This is a genomic window from Streptomyces sp. 378, from assembly GCF_030124145.1.
Classification (GTDB): domain Bacteria; phylum Actinomycetota; class Actinomycetes; order Streptomycetales; family Streptomycetaceae; genus Streptomyces.
On the sequence record NZ_JASKMS010000016.1, the window covers coordinates 128922 to 144095 of the forward strand.

The 15174-nt window shown below is 72.8% G+C and carries 14 protein-coding genes and 1 pseudogene; 5 read left to right on the forward strand and 10 right to left on the reverse strand.

Annotated elements, in window-relative coordinates; translation table 11 throughout:
• Positions 1 to 4: 4 nt before the first annotated feature.
• The 3 genes from QNO09_RS22095 to QNO09_RS22105 all read right to left on the reverse strand — a co-directional run bounded on the left by QNO09_RS22095 (position 5) and on the right by QNO09_RS22105 (position 2440).
• Entirely contained in the window at positions 5 to 685 is a 681-nt protein-coding gene (locus QNO09_RS22095; RefSeq protein ID WP_283971965.1) for a pyridoxine/pyridoxamine 5'-phosphate oxidase, read from the reverse strand.
• A gap of 61 nt (positions 686 to 746) precedes the next feature.
• Positions 747 to 1172 carry a pyridoxamine 5'-phosphate oxidase family protein gene (locus QNO09_RS22100; protein ID WP_283972020.1) on the reverse strand — a complete coding sequence of 142 codons (426 nt, stop codon included), beginning with the start codon at positions 1170 to 1172 and terminating at the stop codon, positions 747 to 749.
• A 98-nt stretch (positions 1173 to 1270) separates the two neighbouring features.
• Complete coding sequence (locus QNO09_RS22105) at positions 1271 to 2440, reverse strand: thiolase C-terminal domain-containing protein (protein WP_283971966.1); 1170 nt, start codon at positions 2438 to 2440, stop codon at positions 1271 to 1273.
• Positions 2441 to 2542: 102 nt separating this feature from the next.
• Between QNO09_RS22105 and QNO09_RS22110 the strand changes: the two genes are divergently transcribed.
• Both QNO09_RS22110 and QNO09_RS22115 read left to right on the forward strand, forming a co-directional pair.
• A complete protein-coding gene (locus QNO09_RS22110; RefSeq protein WP_283971967.1) occupies positions 2543 to 3853 on the forward strand; it encodes an acyl-CoA dehydrogenase family protein in 1311 nt (436 codons plus the stop codon).
• A complete protein-coding gene (locus QNO09_RS22115) occupies positions 3850 to 4320 on the forward strand; it encodes a nitroreductase/quinone reductase family protein (protein ID WP_283971968.1) in 471 nt (156 codons plus the stop codon). The genes QNO09_RS22110 and QNO09_RS22115 overlap by 4 nt, the downstream gene beginning before the upstream one ends.
• A 137-nt stretch (positions 4321 to 4457) precedes the next feature.
• On the opposite strand, the gene QNO09_RS22120 is transcribed toward QNO09_RS22115, so the two are convergent.
• Positions 4458 to 5105, reverse strand: a complete 648-nt coding sequence (locus QNO09_RS22120) for a TetR/AcrR family transcriptional regulator (protein WP_283971969.1) — start codon at positions 5103 to 5105, stop codon at positions 4458 to 4460.
• A 122-nt stretch (positions 5106 to 5227) separates the two neighbouring features.
• Here QNO09_RS22120 and kbpA point away from each other — a divergent pair, with 122 nt between their 5' ends.
• Together kbpA and QNO09_RS22130 are read left to right on the forward strand one after the other, a co-directional pair.
• On the forward strand, positions 5228 to 5950 hold the full coding sequence (kbpA, locus tag QNO09_RS22125; RefSeq protein WP_283971970.1) for an AfsK-binding protein KbpA: 723 nt from the start codon (positions 5228 to 5230) through the stop codon (positions 5948 to 5950).
• Positions 5951 to 6142: 192 nt separating this feature from the next.
• Positions 6143 to 8488 carry an outer membrane protein assembly factor BamB family protein gene (locus QNO09_RS22130; protein ID WP_283971971.1) on the forward strand — a complete coding sequence of 782 codons (2346 nt, stop codon included), beginning with the start codon at positions 6143 to 6145 and terminating at the stop codon, positions 8486 to 8488.
• Between the two features lie 75 nt (positions 8489 to 8563).
• Here the strand turns inward: QNO09_RS22130 and QNO09_RS22135 are convergent.
• The 5 genes and pseudogenes from QNO09_RS22135 to QNO09_RS22155 all read right to left on the reverse strand — a co-directional run.
• Positions 8564 to 8959, reverse strand: a pseudogene (locus tag QNO09_RS22135) (GNAT family N-acetyltransferase); the annotation flags it as partial.
• Between the two features lie 45 nt (positions 8960 to 9004).
• On the reverse strand, positions 9005 to 9955 hold the full coding sequence (locus QNO09_RS22140) for an alpha/beta fold hydrolase (RefSeq protein WP_283971972.1): 951 nt from the start codon (positions 9953 to 9955) through the stop codon (positions 9005 to 9007).
• 49 nt (positions 9956 to 10004) lie between these two features.
• Positions 10005 to 10781 (reverse strand): enoyl-CoA hydratase/isomerase family protein, encoded by a 777-nt coding sequence (locus tag QNO09_RS22145; protein ID WP_283971973.1) that lies wholly within the window; start codon positions 10779 to 10781, stop codon positions 10005 to 10007.
• Positions 10778 to 11191, reverse strand: a complete 414-nt coding sequence (locus QNO09_RS22150; RefSeq protein ID WP_283971974.1) for a Zn-ribbon domain-containing OB-fold protein — start codon at positions 11189 to 11191, stop codon at positions 10778 to 10780. Before QNO09_RS22150 ends, QNO09_RS22145 begins: the two co-directional genes overlap by 4 nt.
• A 9-nt stretch (positions 11192 to 11200) precedes the next feature.
• On the reverse strand, positions 11201 to 12361 hold the full coding sequence (locus QNO09_RS22155) for a lipid-transfer protein (protein ID WP_283971975.1): 1161 nt from the start codon (positions 12359 to 12361) through the stop codon (positions 11201 to 11203).
• Positions 12362 to 12458: 97 nt separating this feature from the next.
• Between QNO09_RS22155 and QNO09_RS22160 the strand changes: the two genes are divergently transcribed.
• Positions 12459 to 14066, forward strand: coding sequence for a FadD3 family acyl-CoA ligase (locus tag QNO09_RS22160; RefSeq protein ID WP_283971976.1), 1608 nt, complete (start codon positions 12459 to 12461; stop codon positions 14064 to 14066).
• Here QNO09_RS22160 and QNO09_RS22165 read toward each other — a convergent pair.
• Complete coding sequence (locus QNO09_RS22165; protein ID WP_283971977.1) at positions 14056 to 14982, reverse strand: SMP-30/gluconolactonase/LRE family protein; 927 nt, start codon at positions 14980 to 14982, stop codon at positions 14056 to 14058. The genes QNO09_RS22160 and QNO09_RS22165 overlap by 11 nt on opposite strands.
• Between the last annotated feature and the right edge of the window lie 192 nt (positions 14983 to 15174).

Below are 15174 nucleotides of genomic sequence, written 5' to 3' on the forward strand. Positions count from 1 at the left end.
CCCCTCACGGCCAGAGCAGCTCCCGCGACCACCCCTCCCCGGCCGTCTCCTCCCCGTCCCGCCGGTAGCGGAGCCGGACATGCCGACGGCGCTCGTCGCCCTGGAAGAACTCGACCTCCTCCGCCCGCAGCCGGTACAGCGTCCAGGACGGCACCGGCGCCTCCGGTTCCCGTGAGGCCCGTTCCCACGCCGACTCCGAGACCCGGGCCAGTTCGTCCAGGGAGGCGAGCACCTCGCTCTGGCGTCCGGTCAGCGCGGCTGCCAGCGCCCCCGTCGAGCGGGCGTGCAGGTCGCCCTGGGCTTCCCCGGACGGGGCCGCCGACACCGGGCCGCGTACCCGCACCTGGCGGCCCAGCACCGGCCAGTAGAAGCCGAGCGCGGCGTACGGCCGGCCGGTGAGGTGCCGGCCCTTGCGGCTGCCGGCGTGGGACGCGAAGCTCCAGCCGTCGGCGTCCGCGCCGTGCAGCATCACGATTCGCACGTCGGGCAGGCCCGACTCGTCCGAGGTCGCCAGCGACATGGTGTGCGGCTCGCTCTGGCCGGCCGCCACCGCCGCCGCGAACCACTCGGCGAAGAGGGGCAGAGGAGCGGCCGGGGCGGTGGCCGGGTCGAACGAGGGCAGGGCGGTGACCTCCGGGTCCCAGACCCGCAGTGACCTCAGCAGCTCGTGAAGATCGGTTGCCATGCCTCGATTGTCACCGCCCTCGGCACCACCGGGCACCCCGGCCACCCGGAGCCCTAGTGGGTCACACCTGCCCCAGGTCCGACGACACCCACCGCTCCGGCCGCATGCGCAGCACCAGCTGCTCACCGTGGTTGGTCCAGGCGGCTTCCACATAGCCGTCGACCTTCTCGGCCGGGAGGTAGCGGGCCGAGATCTCCCGGAGCTGTTCGAGGGTGGCGGGGGAGGCGTCGACGACCGGACCCTCGACCGACACGTACCGGATGGTGGGTTCCAGCCGGTCCACCATCAGCGAGAACCGGCCCGCCGCGCTGATCAGCTCGTTCTTGCGGGAGTCCCGACCGGTCATGATCCAGATGTCGCCGCCGGGCTCGTACTGGTACCAGATCGGCACCGTCAGGGGCGCGCGGCCCGCCCCCGCGTCGACGGCGAGCGCCGCGATGTGCGGCTCGGACAGGAACTGCTCACGCTCTTCGCGGGTCAGGGCCATTCCGGTCTCCTTCGGCAGGGCGGTCGGCATGCGCATCAGTACAACGCCCTCGCGGCGACCGGCTGTTCCCCGAAGCGGCCCACCGGCGGCGGGCCCGCTCACCCCGCCCCCAGCACCACCGTCCCCGACGAGCAGAACCAGCCCCCCGTCCCCGACGCCACCGACAGCCCGGGCAGTGCGCCGTCCCTCCGCCGCACCTGCCTCGCCCCGCACTCCCCGCGCAGCTGCCGCACCGCCTCCACCAGCAGGAACAGCCCGCGCATCCCGGGATGCTGAGCCGACAGCCCGCCGCCGTCGGTGTTCACCGGCAGCGCACCGCCCTCGACCCGCAGCCGCCCCTTCTCCACGAACGCCCCGCCCTCGCCCTTCCCGCAGAAGCCGAGGTCCTCCAGTGTCACCAGGGTCATGTAGGTGAACGCGTCGTAGATCTCGGCGAAGTCGATCTCCGACGGCCGCACCCCCGCCCGTTCGAACGCCAGCCGCCCGCTCACCGCCGCCGGCGAGACCGTGAAGTCCGGCCACTCGGACATGGCCGCGTGCGAGACGGCCTCTCCCGTCCCCAGCACCCACACCGGTGCGGTGCGGCAGTCCCTCACGTACTCCTCCGCCGCCAGCAGCACCGCGGCCCCGCCGTCGGAGCGGACGCAGCAGTGCAGTTTGGTGAAGGGGTCCGCGATCAGGGGTCCGGCCTGCACCTCGTCGACGGTGACGGGGGTGCGGAACATCGCCTCCGGGTTGAGGGCCGCGTTGGCCCGGGCCTGCACCGCCACCTCCGCCAGCTGCTCGATCGTCGTGCCGTACTCGATCATGTGGCGGCGGGCCGCCATGGCGTACTTGGCGATCAGGGTGTGGCCGTAGGGGACTTCGAACTGCGAGGGGCCTCGCGTGCCGAAGGACAGCGTCCCGGTGCGGCGGCCCGCGTGGACGTCCGCGCGGGCCGTCGAGCCGTACACGAGCAGCACCGCGCGGGCGTGCCCGGCCGCGATCGCGTCCGCCGCGTGGGCCGCCATGACCTCCCAGGTGGAGCCGCCCACGGAGGTGGAGTCGACCCAGCTGGGACGCAGGCCCAGATACTCGGCGACCTCGATCGGGGCGAGGGTGCCCAGGCCCGCCGAGGCGAAGCCGTCGACCAGTGACCGGTCCAGGCCCGCGTCGGCCAGGGCGCGGCGGGCCGCCTGGGCGTGCAGGGCGTACGGGGTCGCGTCGTCCAGGCGGCCGCAGTCCGACAGGGCCACGCCGACGACGGCCGCTCTCCTCCGGGCCACCATGAATCTGACGGTACATCAGATGCGCGCGCCTGGCAGGACTCTGGGCTTCCCTGTTCCGCCGCCCTAATATGACGCACCGTCAGATGCGGAGAGAGGTGCCCCATGGACGCCCGCTTCACCGACGAACAGGACGAGATCCGCCGCACCCTGCGCGAACTGCTGACCAAGCGGTGCGGTCCCGAGAAGCTGCGGGCCGCCGTCGACACCCCGGCCGGTCACGACCGGGCCCTGTGGACCACCCTCGCCGAACGGCTCGGCCTGCCCGCCCTGGCCCTGCCCGAGGCCTACGGCGGTGTCGGCTGCTCGGCTACGGAACTGGCGCTGGCCTGCGAGGAGACGGGCCGGGCCCTCGCCCCCACGCCCCTGCTCGCCACCGCCGTGCTCACCGCCCCGCTGCTGCTGGCCCTCGGCACCGGCGCCCAGCGCGCCGCACTGCTGCCACCCCTCGCCTCCGGCCACCTCACCGCCGCCCTCGCCGTACCGGGGCCGGCCCTCGCCACCGCCCTCGCACTCACCGGCCACGACCGGCGCGGTCAGTGGGCGGGCGGCGGACGGGCCGGGGGAGTGCAGGCCCGGCGGGCGGAGGGCGGCTGGCGGCTGTACGGGCAGGTCGAGCAGGTCCTCGACGGGCACAGTGCTCACCTGCTGGTGGTCGCCGCGCACGCCGGGGGGTTCGCCCGGTCCCGGGTGCTGCCCTTCCTCGTCCGCGGTGACGCCGCCGGGCTGACACGTGCCCGGCAGACCGCGCTGGACGCGACCCGTCCGCAGGGGCGCATCCAACTGCGCGACACTCCGGCCGAGTTGCTGGGCGGTGAAGCCGTGGCCTTCCTGGCCGCCCTCGCCCGGCTCGGTGACACCGCCGCGGCCTGTCTCGCGGCCGAGGCCGTGGGGGCCGCCGACCGGGTGCTGGAGCGGACCGTCGCATACGTGGCGCGGCGCGAGCAGTTCGGGCGGCCGGTCGGCTCCTTCCAGGCGGTCAAGCACCGGCTGGCCGACACGTACGTCCAGGTGCAGGCGGCCCGCTCGGCGGCGTACTACGCGGCTTGGGCCACCACCGAAGCCATTGCCGCGGATGCCCTTGCCGCAGATGCCACTGCCGCGTGCGCCATCGCTGCCGAAGCCGCCGTCGGCCCCGCCGCCGAAGCCACCGCCGCCCGCGCTCCCGCCCCCGCCCGCGCTCCCGCCCCCGAGGACACGGCCGGCGGCCTCGCCCTCGCCCAGGCGCTCGAAGCCCTGCGCCGCGCCGCCGCCGAGGGGATCCAGTTGCACGGCGGTATCGGGTTCACCTGGGAACACGAGGCTCACCTGTACTTCAAGCGTGCCGCGGGCGACGAGCTGCTGTTCGGGCCGGTGCACCGGCTGCGGGCGCACGCCGCCGACGCGGCACACGTCTTCGAGGAGGCCGGGACATGAAGGGCGCGCGCGTGGTGCAGAAGATGTCGTCGACGAGGGGCTTCGCCCGCGTGGCGCCGCACGTGGTGCCCGCCCTCGACCGGGTCGTGCACCGGCTCACCCGGGGAAGGGTGCTGCTCAGCGCCCAACTGCTCCCCGGTGTGGTGCTGACCTCGACCGGGGCGAGGAGCGGGCTGGCCCGGCGTACGCCGCTGGCCTGTATGCCGGAGGACGGCGGGCGCGCCTGGATCGTCGTCGGGTCCAACTTCGGGCGGCCGGGGCACCCCGCCTGGAGTCACAACCTGCTCGCTCATCCCGACGCCGAGATCAGCTGGAAGGGGCAGGACGTCCCGGTCACGGCCCTGCTGCTGGCGGGGGAGGAGCGGGCGGCGGCGTGGCGGGCGCTGCTGGCGTTCTGGCCGCCGTACGCGACGTACCAGGCGCGGGTGGAGCGGGAGATCCGGGTGTTCCGGCTCGTACGGAGGTAGGAGGAGAGAGGCGTAAGAGGGGCACAGGGCAGAAGCGGCGAAAATGGACCGTAACAGCGCGACAGGCGGTGGTCCACCCGGGTGGACCACCGCCTGCCAGACAGGACTTGGAAAGGTGAGAGGCCGCCGCGCCGCCGCTACTTCGTCGGCTTCCGGCCGGTGACGCCCAGGTACACCAACAGGGCGAGGTTCGGCTTCAGTTCGGCCTGTTTCACGCCCCAGGAGGAGAAGCCCTTCTGGTGGGAGGCGACGGCCGCGAGCATCGCGACGAGCGAGCCGGCCACGGCCGCCGGGTTCACGTCCTTGTCCACCCTGCCCTTGGACTGGAGCTCGGCGACGGCGTCCGCGAGGGAGTTGTTCACCGAGTTGAGGATCTTCATGCGGAGTTTGTAGAACCGCTTGTCGCCCTCGGCGGCACCGAGATCGACGACCCGGAGGATCGCGTCGTTCTTGCGCCAGAACTCCAGGAAACCGTCGACGAGTTCCTGAGCCGTCTGCCAGCCGGCCTTGCCGGCCCAGGAGCGGCCCTCCAGGAGCTCCGTCAACGCGGCGCCCTCGGTCGCCATTTGCTCGGCGATCTCCAGGACGGCGCCCTCGACGTCCGGGAAGTACTGGTAGAAGGTCGCGGGTGAAGTGCCCGCTCTCCGGGCGACATCGATGACTTTGACGTCGCGGTACGGGGAGGAGCTGAGCATCTCGCTGAGGCAGTCGAGCAGCTTCTGCCGAGTCGCCTGCCCACGCCGGCCGGCCACGCGGCCGTCGACGGTACGCACTTGTCCTGTCATGCCGTCAGCTTACCGAGGCGTGATCGGGGCGCGATTCGGCCGACTGCAAATGGGGTGCGAGGGAGTGCCGAGGCTGGTGTGCCTGGTCTGCGGGTTGCGGCAGACGCGGTTACGTTGTCGGCATGGCCGAAAACAGGGCATCGGTGTACGGAGAGGGCGTCCCCTGCTGGGTGGACGCGCAACTTCCCGACGTCGAGGCGGGCAAGCGGTTCTACGGTGAACTTTTCGGATGGTCCTTCGAGGACTGGTTCGGCTCCTTCGCGCAGGCACTGAAGGACGGCGAGCCCGTGGCGGCCCTGGTCCGCAAGGTGGACGGCCGGCTGCCCAGCGTCTGGACGGTGTACTTCGCCACCCCGGACGCACCGGCCCTGGCCCGGCGTATCCGGGACGCGGGCGGGCAGGTCGTCTCGGCGCCGGTGCCGGCCGGTGATCTGGGCGTCACCGCGCTCGTCACCGACCCGGAGGGCGCCGTCTTCGCCCTGTGGCAGCCGGAGGAGCACCCCGGCTTCGGCAAGCGGCACGAGCCGGGCACCTTCGCCTGGGCCGAGCTGTACGCCCGGGACACCGAGGCCGCCAACGCCTTCTACGGCGATCTCTTCCGGGAGGCCCTGTTCGGGCCGGACGCCGCGCCGGACTTCGGCCGCGCCCCCGTCTCCGACGTGTTCCCCGCCGAGATGCCGCCCCACTTCCTGGTGCACTTCGCGGTCGATGACGTCACGGCCGCGCTGGAGGACGTGCGGCGGCTCGGCGGCCGGGTGCAGGCCCCGCCCTTCGAGACCTCGTACGGCGAGGTGGCCGTCGTCACGGACGATCAGGGGGCGTCCTTCGCGCTGCTGCGCCGCTGAGCAGGCATTGTTTGGTCATCATTTGATCTCCTTTGCCACTGGACATCCCAATTGTCACCGGGTTCGCCACCACGGCTCCGGCCAGGAAGAATCAGGGTGCGTGCCGCCATGGCGGTGCGGTGGTGAGACGCTGCACGGGGTCGCGTGGAACATGTGGCTTGGCGCGGCTCGTACGGGGAGGTGGCAGGCAGAGTGGTGGATCAGCTGACGCAGCACGATCCGCGGCGGATCGGGCCGTTCGAGGTGCTGGGACGGCTGGGTGCCGGCGGCATGGGGCTGGTCTATCTCGCGCGTTCGGCGTCCGGCCGGCGTGTGGCGATCAAGACCGTCCGGACGGAGCTGGCCGAGGACCAGTTGTTCCGGGTCCGCTTCACCCGTGAGGTGGAGGCGGCCCGCGCCGTCTCCGGCTTCTACACGGCCGCGGTCGTGGACGCCGACCCGCGCGCCGCCGTGCCGTGGCTGGCCACCGCGTACGTCCCCGCACCCTCCCTCGAGGAGATAGTGAACGACTGCGGCCCGATGCCGGCCCAGGCGGTGCGCTGGCTGGCAGCGGGTGTGGCCGAGGCGCTCCAGTCCATCCACGGCGCGGGCCTGGTGCACCGGGACCTCAAGCCGTCGAACGTCCTCGTCGTCGAGGACGGGCCCCGGGTGATCGACTTCGGTATCGCGTCCGGCGTTTCGAACACCCGTCTGACGATGACGAACGTCGCCGTCGGCACCCCCGCCTACATGTCCCCCGAGCAGGCCAAGGACTCCCGCAGCGTCACCGGCGCCAGCGACGTCTTCTCGCTGGGCTCGATGCTGGTCTTCGCCGCCACCGGGCACCCGCCCTTCCACGGCGCCAACCCGGTCGAGACGGTCTTCATGCTGCTGCGCGAGGGCCCGGACCTCGAAGGGCTCCCGGACGAACTGCGGCCGCTCATCGAGTCCTGTATGCAGATGGACCCGACGGCCCGCCCCAACCCGGCCGACCTCCAGGCCCAGCTCGCCCCGCACCTCTTCGGCTCCGGCTCCGACGACAGCGGCACGGCCTCCGCGTGGCTGCCCGAGCGGGCCGTGGGCCTGATCGAGTCCCGCCGCAACGGCCGCCCGGCCGGCAAGCCCGCCCAGGGCGCCGGACGCGGCGGCGGACGCCCCGCCCCCGTGCCCATCCCGCCCCCGCCCTCGCACGACCCCGTCGTCCCCGCGCCGGCCGGCGGCCCCGACACCGGCCCCGTCCGGCTGGCCGGCGCCAAGGTGCCCATCGGCCCCGGCCCGCGAGTCGCCGACGTGCGGGCCGCCGCCGTCCAGGCGCCCCCTCCGGAGGCCGCCCTCGCCGCCTCCTGGTCCAAGCCCCGCCCGGGCGTCAACGGCGCGGACCCCGCCGTCGCCGCGCCCCCGGCCCCGGCCGCGCCGCCGGAGCAGGCCGGTGGCTGGCGGCCGTGGCGCTTCCGCATGTCCAACGACGTCTGGGGCACCCCCTCCGTCGACGGCGACCTCGTGTACGTCACCTCCTTCGAGGTGCACGCCCTGGACGTCGCCACCGGTCGCCGCCGCTTCAAGACCCGGGACGTCGCCTGGTCCATGGCGGTCGCGGACGGCCGTATCCACGCCTCCGACGGGCCCACCCTGTTCGCCCTCGACGCCCGTGAGGGCGGCGACCTGTGGCGTCTGCAGACGGACGCCTGGGTCTACTCGCTCAAGGCCGGCCGCGGCACCGTCGTCACCGGCACCCGCGGCGGCGGAGTGCAGGGCTGGGAGGCCTCCGGCGGCCAGAAGCTCTGGGAGATCACCGGCTGCCAGTCCGACTTCGAGTCCCCCGAGGCCGGACCCGTCCTGCACGACGGCACGGTCTACGTGTGGCAGGACGCCCGGCTGCGCGCCCTGGACGCCCGCACCGGCGAGGAACGATGGTCGTACCCGATCGGCGACGCGGCCTCCTGCGGCGGCGTCCCGGTCCGGCTCACGCAGGCCACCGACGGCTACGTCTATGTCTGCGCCGGCACCCGCGTCCTCGCCCTCGACGTGGCCGCCGGGCATGTGAAGTGGCACTTCGAGGCCCCGGCCGTGTTCCTGTGCCCGCCCACCTTCGTCCCCGGCCCGGCCGTCACCGGCGGCGGCATCTACCTCACCGACTACCTCGGCACGGTCTACGCCCTCGACGCCACCGACGGCCGCGACCGCTGGCGCATCGCCACCGAGGCCCGCTCCTGCGTCGACCCCGTCCTGGTGGCCGCCGGCCATGTCCACGTGGGCAGCGGCAAGGGCCTCTACACCCTCGACGCGGTCACCGGCACACCCAAGTGGCGCTTCCAGGCGGGCGGCGACATCGTGGGCACCCCCTCGGTCGCCGAGGGCCGTATCCACTTCGGCTCCACCGACCACCTGCTCTACACCCTGAAGGCCGACGACGGCCGGCTGCGCTGGAAGCTCGCCACCGGCGGCGAGATCACCGGCTCCCCGGTCGTCCGGGACGGGGTGGTGTACGCGTGCAGCAAGGACCGCTGTGTCTACGCACTGGACGCGGAGAAGGGCACGGGCACGGCACGCACCGCCTGACCGGCCCGAGCGGCCGTCGTCCCGGTACGGAAGGGGCTCCGGGCAGCGCCCGTCGCTCCGCCCCTCGGGGCCGTCTCAGGCTCGAAGGTCCTTGACCATGACCGCGTACACCGGGGAGTCGGCGAACGGTTGCTGCTCGCCGACCTTGGCGTACCCCCAGGACTCGTACAGCTCCTGCACCTTGGGGTGTGTCACGTCGACCAGGAGCACGGCCAGGTCTTCCGTGCGCTCCTTCAAGAGCGCTTCGTGAAGTCGCTCGGAGATGCCGCGCTTGCGCCAGCGCGGGCGCACCATCACCTCGGACACGGCGTAGGTGGAATGGCCGTCCTTCGGCTGGTGTCCGGTGGAGCGCCACCATTCGCGGCCGGGCGCGAGAGGGGCGCCGTAGGCGAGGCCGGCCGGCTCCTCCGAGTCGTACGCGACGACGCAGGAGAAGCCGGGCGTGCCCTCAAGCCGTCCGTGCGACGAGCACGGCCACTCGTGTGACCACCGGCAGGACGGGCGACCGGCGGGGTATCAGTCCCGCAGTTCCGTCAGGAAGTCGATCAGCGCCTCGTTCACCTCGGCGGGCCGCTCCTGCTGTGTCCAGTGGCCGCAGCCCGGCAGCACGAGTGGCTTGCGGCGCAGGTTCGGCATCAACTCGGGGAGTTGCTCGATCAGTTCGGGCGTGCCCGGGAAGGCGGGCACGACGTCCCGGTCGCCGTACACGTACAGGGCGGGCGGGGAGACGACCGCGCCCTGCCAGGGGGCGGTCAACTCCCAGTTGCGGTCCAGGTTGCGGTACCAGTTGAGCGCGCCCGTGAAGCCCGGCTCGAAGCTCTCGGTGAGCAGGTCGAGGTCCTCCTCGGTGAGCCACTCGGGGAGTACCTCGGGGTCCGGCGCGTCCGTGAGCCAGCCGCGGTCCAGGTCGACCAGGGCCTGCTCGGGACGCCCGGCGTTCGGCGCGTCACCGGAGGCGGAGTACAGCAGCTTGCGCAGGGTCGTGCGGGTGTCGGCGCCGAACTCGGCCTCCGCGACCCCGGGCCGGTGGAAGTAGTTCCAGTAGAAGCGGCCCTCGAAGCGCTCCCGCATGGTCTGAAGCGGAGGCCGGCTCCCGCGGAACGGCGGCGGCACGCTCAGTCCGGCCACCCCGCGTACCACGTCCGGCCGCAGCAGCGCGGTGTGCCAGGCCACCGGCGCGCCCCAGTCGTGCCCGACGACGAACGCCCGCTCCTCGCCCAGCGCGTGGATCAGCCCCACCACGTCCCCCACCAGGTGGAGGATGCTGTACGCGTTCACGTCCTCGGGGCGGTCGCTGCCGCCGTACCCGCGCTGGTCGGGCGCGACCACCCGAAAACCGGCCTCGGCCAGTGGCCCGAACTGGTGCCGCCAGGAGTGCCAGGACTCCGGGAATCCGTGCAGCAGCACCACGAGCGGGCCCTCGCCCTGCTCCGCGATGTGCAGCTGTATGCCATTGACGTCGATCATCCGATGCTCAACCACTCCTCGAGCATAGGCAGGAGTGAGGTAGCGACTTTTACTGGCGCGACCGGTACTGCCGTGACCGTCCCGCGAACAGACGGGCCTGCCGTGCTCCCGTCGCGTTCCCGAGTGCGATGAGGTGGGGTGCCTGCGCGATCCCCTGCGAGCGCCCCGCCTCACTCGCGGCCCACAGCGCCCGCACCGTCCCCTGCACGGCCTCGGTGGGATACCCGGCGAGGACGGCGGCGCACCCGGCCGCCGCCCCCACGGCCTCGCCGTCCGCCACGAGTTCCGACACCAGTCCGGTCTCGTACGCCCGCCGGGCCGAGATCCGCTCGGCCGTGCCCATCAACGCCATCCGCGCGACCTCCCCGTAGGGCATGCGCTGCGCCATCAGGACGGACTCGTAGGCGCTGACCATGCCGTAGGTGGTGTGCGGGTCGAAGAAGGAGGCGGTGGTGTCCGCGATGACGAACTCGGCCTCGCCGAGCAGGTAGAAGGCCCCTCCGCAGGCCATGCCGTGCACGGCGGCCACGACCGGTTTCCACAGGTCGTTCGCCTTCGGCCCGATGCCGAGCAGCGGATCGTCCTGCGCGTAGGGCGAGTTCGGCTGCGGCACGACGGCGTCCCGGTCGATGCCGGTGCAGAAGGCACGCTCGCCGGCCCCGGTGAGGACGATCGCCCGTACGGAGTCGTCGAACCGCAGCTCGCCCCAGGTGGAGGCGAGTTCGTCGGCCATGGCGAGGTCGACGGCGTTGAGCCGCTCGGGCCGGTTGAGCGTCACGACGGCGACCCCGCTGTCCGTGTCGGTCCGCACGAGGACGCTGCTCATGACCGCTCCGGAACCCACTGGGGAAGGCCGTCGTGGAAGACGGCCCGCACCCGGGCGCCGATGCGAAGGCTCTCGGGCGGGAAGGAGTCGAGCGGCTGCCCGGCCCCGGTGACCAGGTTGCCCACCAGCCGGATCCGGGGCGCCTCGTCCAGTTCGACGACGACCACGTTGTACGGCGCCTGCGCGGCGTAGTCGGGCAGCAGCGGCGGATGGGCCACGACGTACGACCAGACCCGGCCGCGGCCGGACACCGGCCGCCACTCGGCGTCGAAGGACTGGCAGTGCGGGCAGCAGGGCCGGGGCGGGAAACGGAGTTCTCCGCATGCGGCGCAGGCCTGGACGCGCAGTTCGCCCCGGGCGGCGTACTCCCAGAAGGGTGCGCCGTCGGGGTCGGGGACGGGACGCAGCATGGTCGCTCCTCAACTCCTCAGCAGCAGGGCGGAGGTCGGGACCCCTTCACCCGCCGTGACCAGACAGGCGGAGGCGCCCGGCACCTGGGCGGTGCTGGTCCCCCGCAGCTGCTTCACCCCTTCGTTGATGAGGTTGAAGCCGTGGACGTAGGCCTCGGACAGCCCGCCCCCGCCGGTGTTCACCGGCAGCAGCCCGCCGATCTCCAGCGCCCCGCCCTCGGTGAACGCCCCGCCCTCACCGCGCCCGCAGAAGCCGTAGCCCTCCAGGGAGAGCAGGACCAGCGGTGTGAAGGCGTCGTAGATCTGGGCGACGTCGATGTCCTCCGGGGTCAGGTCGGAGTGTTTCCACAGATGCCGGGCGGCGCTCCAGGCGGGGCCGGTGAGGGGGTCGTCGTTCCAGTAGTTGACCATGCCGTGGTGCTGGGCGGGCAGCGACTGGGCGGCGGAGTGGACGTAGACGGGCCGGCGTCGGCAGTCGCGGGCCCGCTCGGCGGAGACCACGACACACGCCAGCGCCCCGTCGGTCTCCAGGCAGTTGTCGAAGAGGCAGAGCGGCTCGCTGATCCAGCGGGAGGTCATGTACATCTCGCGGGTGAGGGGCCGGTCGTACATGATCGCGGCGGGGTTCTGGTTGGCCCGGTTGCGGCAGGCGAGGGCGACGTTGAACAGGTGCTCCCGGGTGGCGCCGTATGCGTGCAGGTAGCGGCGGGTGAGCATCGCGATCTCGTCGGCGGGCCGCAGCAGCCCGAACGGCCGGGTCCACTGGGCCGGGGTCGGGAGCTGGACGGTCGTGTCGGTCCAGGGCCGGGGGCCGCTGCCCCGCTTGCGGGACCGCCAGGCCACCCCGACGCTCGCCTGCCCGGCGGTGATGGCGGCGGCGAGATGGGCGACGGTGGCGCACGAACCCCCGCCCCCGAAGCCGACCTTGCTGAAGAAGGTGAGGTCGCCGAAGCCGCAGGCCTTGGCCAGCTCCACCTCGTCCGTCTCCTCCATGGTGTAGGAGGCCAGGGCGTCGACCTCGCCGGGCGCGATCCCGGCGTCGTCCAGAGCGGCCAGGACGGCGCGGCAGGCGAGGGTGCGTTCGTCCTCCGGGAGCCGTTTGGCGAAGGGCGTCTGACCTATGCCGACGAGAGCGGTGGCGTCCTTGAGGCCTCCCGATCCTGCTGCCATGCTGCGCGCACCTCCGGGCCCGAACGGTCGCTGACAGGGCGTCAGATTACAGATAATCTGACGAACAGTCAGCTCCTAGGGCGTGGGGAGGCGTGCGGTGCGGTCGGATACGGCGTGGGGAAGCATTCCGGACCTGGTCAGGGCGGCGGCCGAACGGTACGCGGACGACGAGGCGGTGGTCGAGGGCCGCACCCGCGTCACCTACGCGGAACTGGGCATGCGCGTGGAGCGCGCGGCGGCGGCCTGCCTGGCGAACGGGATCGAGCCGGGCGACCGGGTCGGCATCTGGGCGCCGAACTCGCTCGACTGGATCGTCGGCGCCCTGGGAGCCGTTTCGGCGGGCGCGGTGCTCGTGCCGCTGAACACCCGCTTCAAGGGCGCCGAAGCGGCGGACGTGCTGCGCCGCAGCGGCGCCCGACTGCTGTTCGTCACCGGCACGTTCCTCGGCACCTCCTACGTGGCGTCCCTGCGCAGGGCGGCCGGGGACGGCCCGGGCACCGGCCCGCTGCCCGGCCTGCCCGCCCTGAAGCACGCGGTCGTCCTCTCCGAGGACGCACCGGCCGGCTTCCTGACCTGGAAGGACTTCCTGGCCGGCGGGGAGGGGGTGGGAACGGCGGAGGTACGCGACCGGTCCGCGGCCGTACGGGGGACCTGGCCCTCGGACATCATCTTCACCTCGGGCACGACGGGCCGCCCCAAGGGCGCGGTCATCACCCACGACCAGACGCTGCGCGCCTACGACATCTGGGGCGACCTCGCGGGCCTCACCCGGGGCGACCGCTATCTGATCGTCAACCCGTTCTTCCACACCTTCGGCTACAAGGCCGGGGTGATCGCCTGCCTCATGCGGGGCGCGACGATGATCCCCCAGCCGGTGTTCAGCGTGAACACGGTCCTGGCCAACATCGCCGCCGAGCGGGTCTCCGTGCTCCCCGGCCCCCCGACCCTCCTCCAGTCCCTGCTCGACCACCCCGCACGCGACGCCCACGACCTCTCGGCCCTCCGCCTGGTCGTGACGGGAGCGGCGGTCGTGCCGCTGCGCCTGGTGGAGCGCCTGCGCGGCGAACTCGGCATCGGCACGGTCCTCACCGCCTACGGCCTCTCCGAGGCGAGCGGCATCGTCACCATGTGCCGGCGCGGCGACGACCTCACGGTCATCGCCTCCACGTCGGGCCGCGCCGTCCCCGGCACGCGGATCCGGGTCGTGGACCCCGAGGGCCGGCCTCTGGAACCCGGCCTGCCCGGCGAGGTCCTGGTGCGCGGCTTCAACGTCATGAGCGGCTACTACGAGGACGAGCGGGCCACCGCCGAGGTGCTGTCGCCCGACGGCTGGCTGCGCACCGGCGACGTCGGAGTCCTGGACGCGGCGGGGAACCTGCGCATCACCGACCGCCTGAAGGACATGTTCATCGTCGGCGGCTTCAACGCCTACCCCGCCGAGATAGAGCAGCTCCTGGGCCTCCACCCGGACGTGGCCGACGTGGCGGTGATCGGCGTACCGGACGCCCGGCTCGGGGAGGTCGGCCGGGCCTACGTCGTACGGCGCCCCGGCGCCCTGCTGACCGCCGACGACCTGATCGCCTGGTCCCGCAGGGAGATGGCGAACTACAAGGTGCCGAGAACGGTGGAGTTCGTCGCCGAGCTGCCGCGCAACGCGAGCGGGAAGGTCGTGAAGGGCGCCCTGCGGAAACGGGTCACCGGCTGAGCGGCAGGGCCGAAGTGCCGGTGACCGACATCATCAACGAATACAGGGTGGTGTCGGCGGCGATGAACAGCCGGTTGCGCCGGGCGCCGCCGAACCGCACGTTGGCGACGGTGCCGGGCACCAGGATGCGGCCCAGCAGCGTGCCGTCGGGGTCGTAGCAGTGCACGCCCCCGTCCATGGCGGCCGCCCAGAGCCGCCCCTCGTCGTCGAAGCGGATGTTGTCGAAGGTGCCCTGCGCGCACACGGTGAAGACCTCGCCGCCGGAGAGCGAGGTTCCGTCCTCGTGGACGTCGAAGACGCGGATGTGGTTCGCGAGGCTGTCGGACACGTACAGCCGCCGCTCGTCCGGCGAGAAGACGAGCCCGTTCGGCCCCTGGAACCCGTCGGCGACCAGCCGCACCTCGCCGCTCGCGGGGTCGACGCGGTAGACGTTGCGGGCGCCGATCTCGCTCTCGGCGCGATGCCCCTCGTAATCGGTGGCGATCCCGAACTCGGGGTCGGAGAACCACACCGACCCGTCCGACCTGACGACGGCGTCGTTGGGGCTGTTGAGCCGCTTGCCCCGGAACCGCTCGGCGAGCACGGTGACCGACCCGTCGTGCTCGGTCCGGGTCACCCTCCGATTGCCCTGCTCACAGGTGATGAGGCGGCCCTCGCCGTCCAGGGTGCCGCCGTTCGGGTACCCGGCGGGGGAGCGGAAGACCCCGACGGCCCCGGTGGTCTCGTCCCACCGCAGCAGCCGGTCGTTGGGGATGTCGCTCCACACGAGATACCGCCCGGCGGGCACGTACACCGGCCCCTCGGCCCACCGGCACCCCTCGTACAGCGTCTCCAGCCGCGAGTCCCCCGCCTGGCATCTCCCCGTCCGGAACCGCTCGTCGAGGGTCTCGTACAGGTGGGGCTGCTCGCCGGGCATGGGACCGCCTTCGGGTCGGGACGCTGATCCACGGGCCACTATCGCGCGTCGCGCCCAGCGGTGCACTCCACCGGGCCCACGGCACGCGGGGACGGTATTGCGTGGTGCTCTTCACCTCCGATGAGGACGACATGACGAAGCTGTGTGGTCCGGGCGTGCGGGTCGTTCCCCTCTGACGCGACGCCGTCTGCC

Coding starts and splice junctions, on each gene's coding strand:
- QNO09_RS22145 (WP_283971973.1), bottom strand. CDS start 10,781: ATGAGCAGCGTCCTCGTGCGGACCGACACGGACAGCGGGGTCGCCGTC.
- QNO09_RS22110 (WP_283971967.1), top strand. CDS start 2,543: ATGGACGCCCGCTTCACCGACGAACAGGACGAGATCCGCCGCACCCTG.
- QNO09_RS22105 (WP_283971966.1), bottom strand. CDS start 2,440: ATGGTGGCCCGGAGGAGAGCGGCCGTCGTCGGCGTGGCCCTGTCGGAC.
- QNO09_RS22165 (WP_283971977.1), bottom strand. CDS start 14,982: ATGCCCGGCGAGCAGCCCCACCTGTACGAGACCCTCGACGAGCGGTTC.
- QNO09_RS22120 (WP_283971969.1), bottom strand. CDS start 5,105: ATGACAGGACAAGTGCGTACCGTCGACGGCCGCGTGGCCGGCCGGCGT.
- QNO09_RS22095 (WP_283971965.1), bottom strand. CDS start 685: ATGGCAACCGATCTTCACGAGCTGCTGAGGTCACTGCGGGTCTGGGAC.
- QNO09_RS22115 (WP_283971968.1), top strand. CDS start 3,850: ATGAAGGGCGCGCGCGTGGTGCAGAAGATGTCGTCGACGAGGGGCTTC.
- kbpA (WP_283971970.1), top strand. CDS start 5,228: ATGGCCGAAAACAGGGCATCGGTGTACGGAGAGGGCGTCCCCTGCTGG.
- QNO09_RS22150 (WP_283971974.1), bottom strand. CDS start 11,191: ATGCTGCGTCCCGTCCCCGACCCCGACGGCGCACCCTTCTGGGAGTAC.
- QNO09_RS22155 (WP_283971975.1), bottom strand. CDS start 12,361: ATGGCAGCAGGATCGGGAGGCCTCAAGGACGCCACCGCTCTCGTCGGC.
- QNO09_RS22140 (WP_283971972.1), bottom strand. CDS start 9,955: ATGATCGACGTCAATGGCATACAGCTGCACATCGCGGAGCAGGGCGAG.
- QNO09_RS22100 (WP_283972020.1), bottom strand. CDS start 1,172: ATGGCCCTGACCCGCGAAGAGCGTGAGCAGTTCCTGTCCGAGCCGCAC.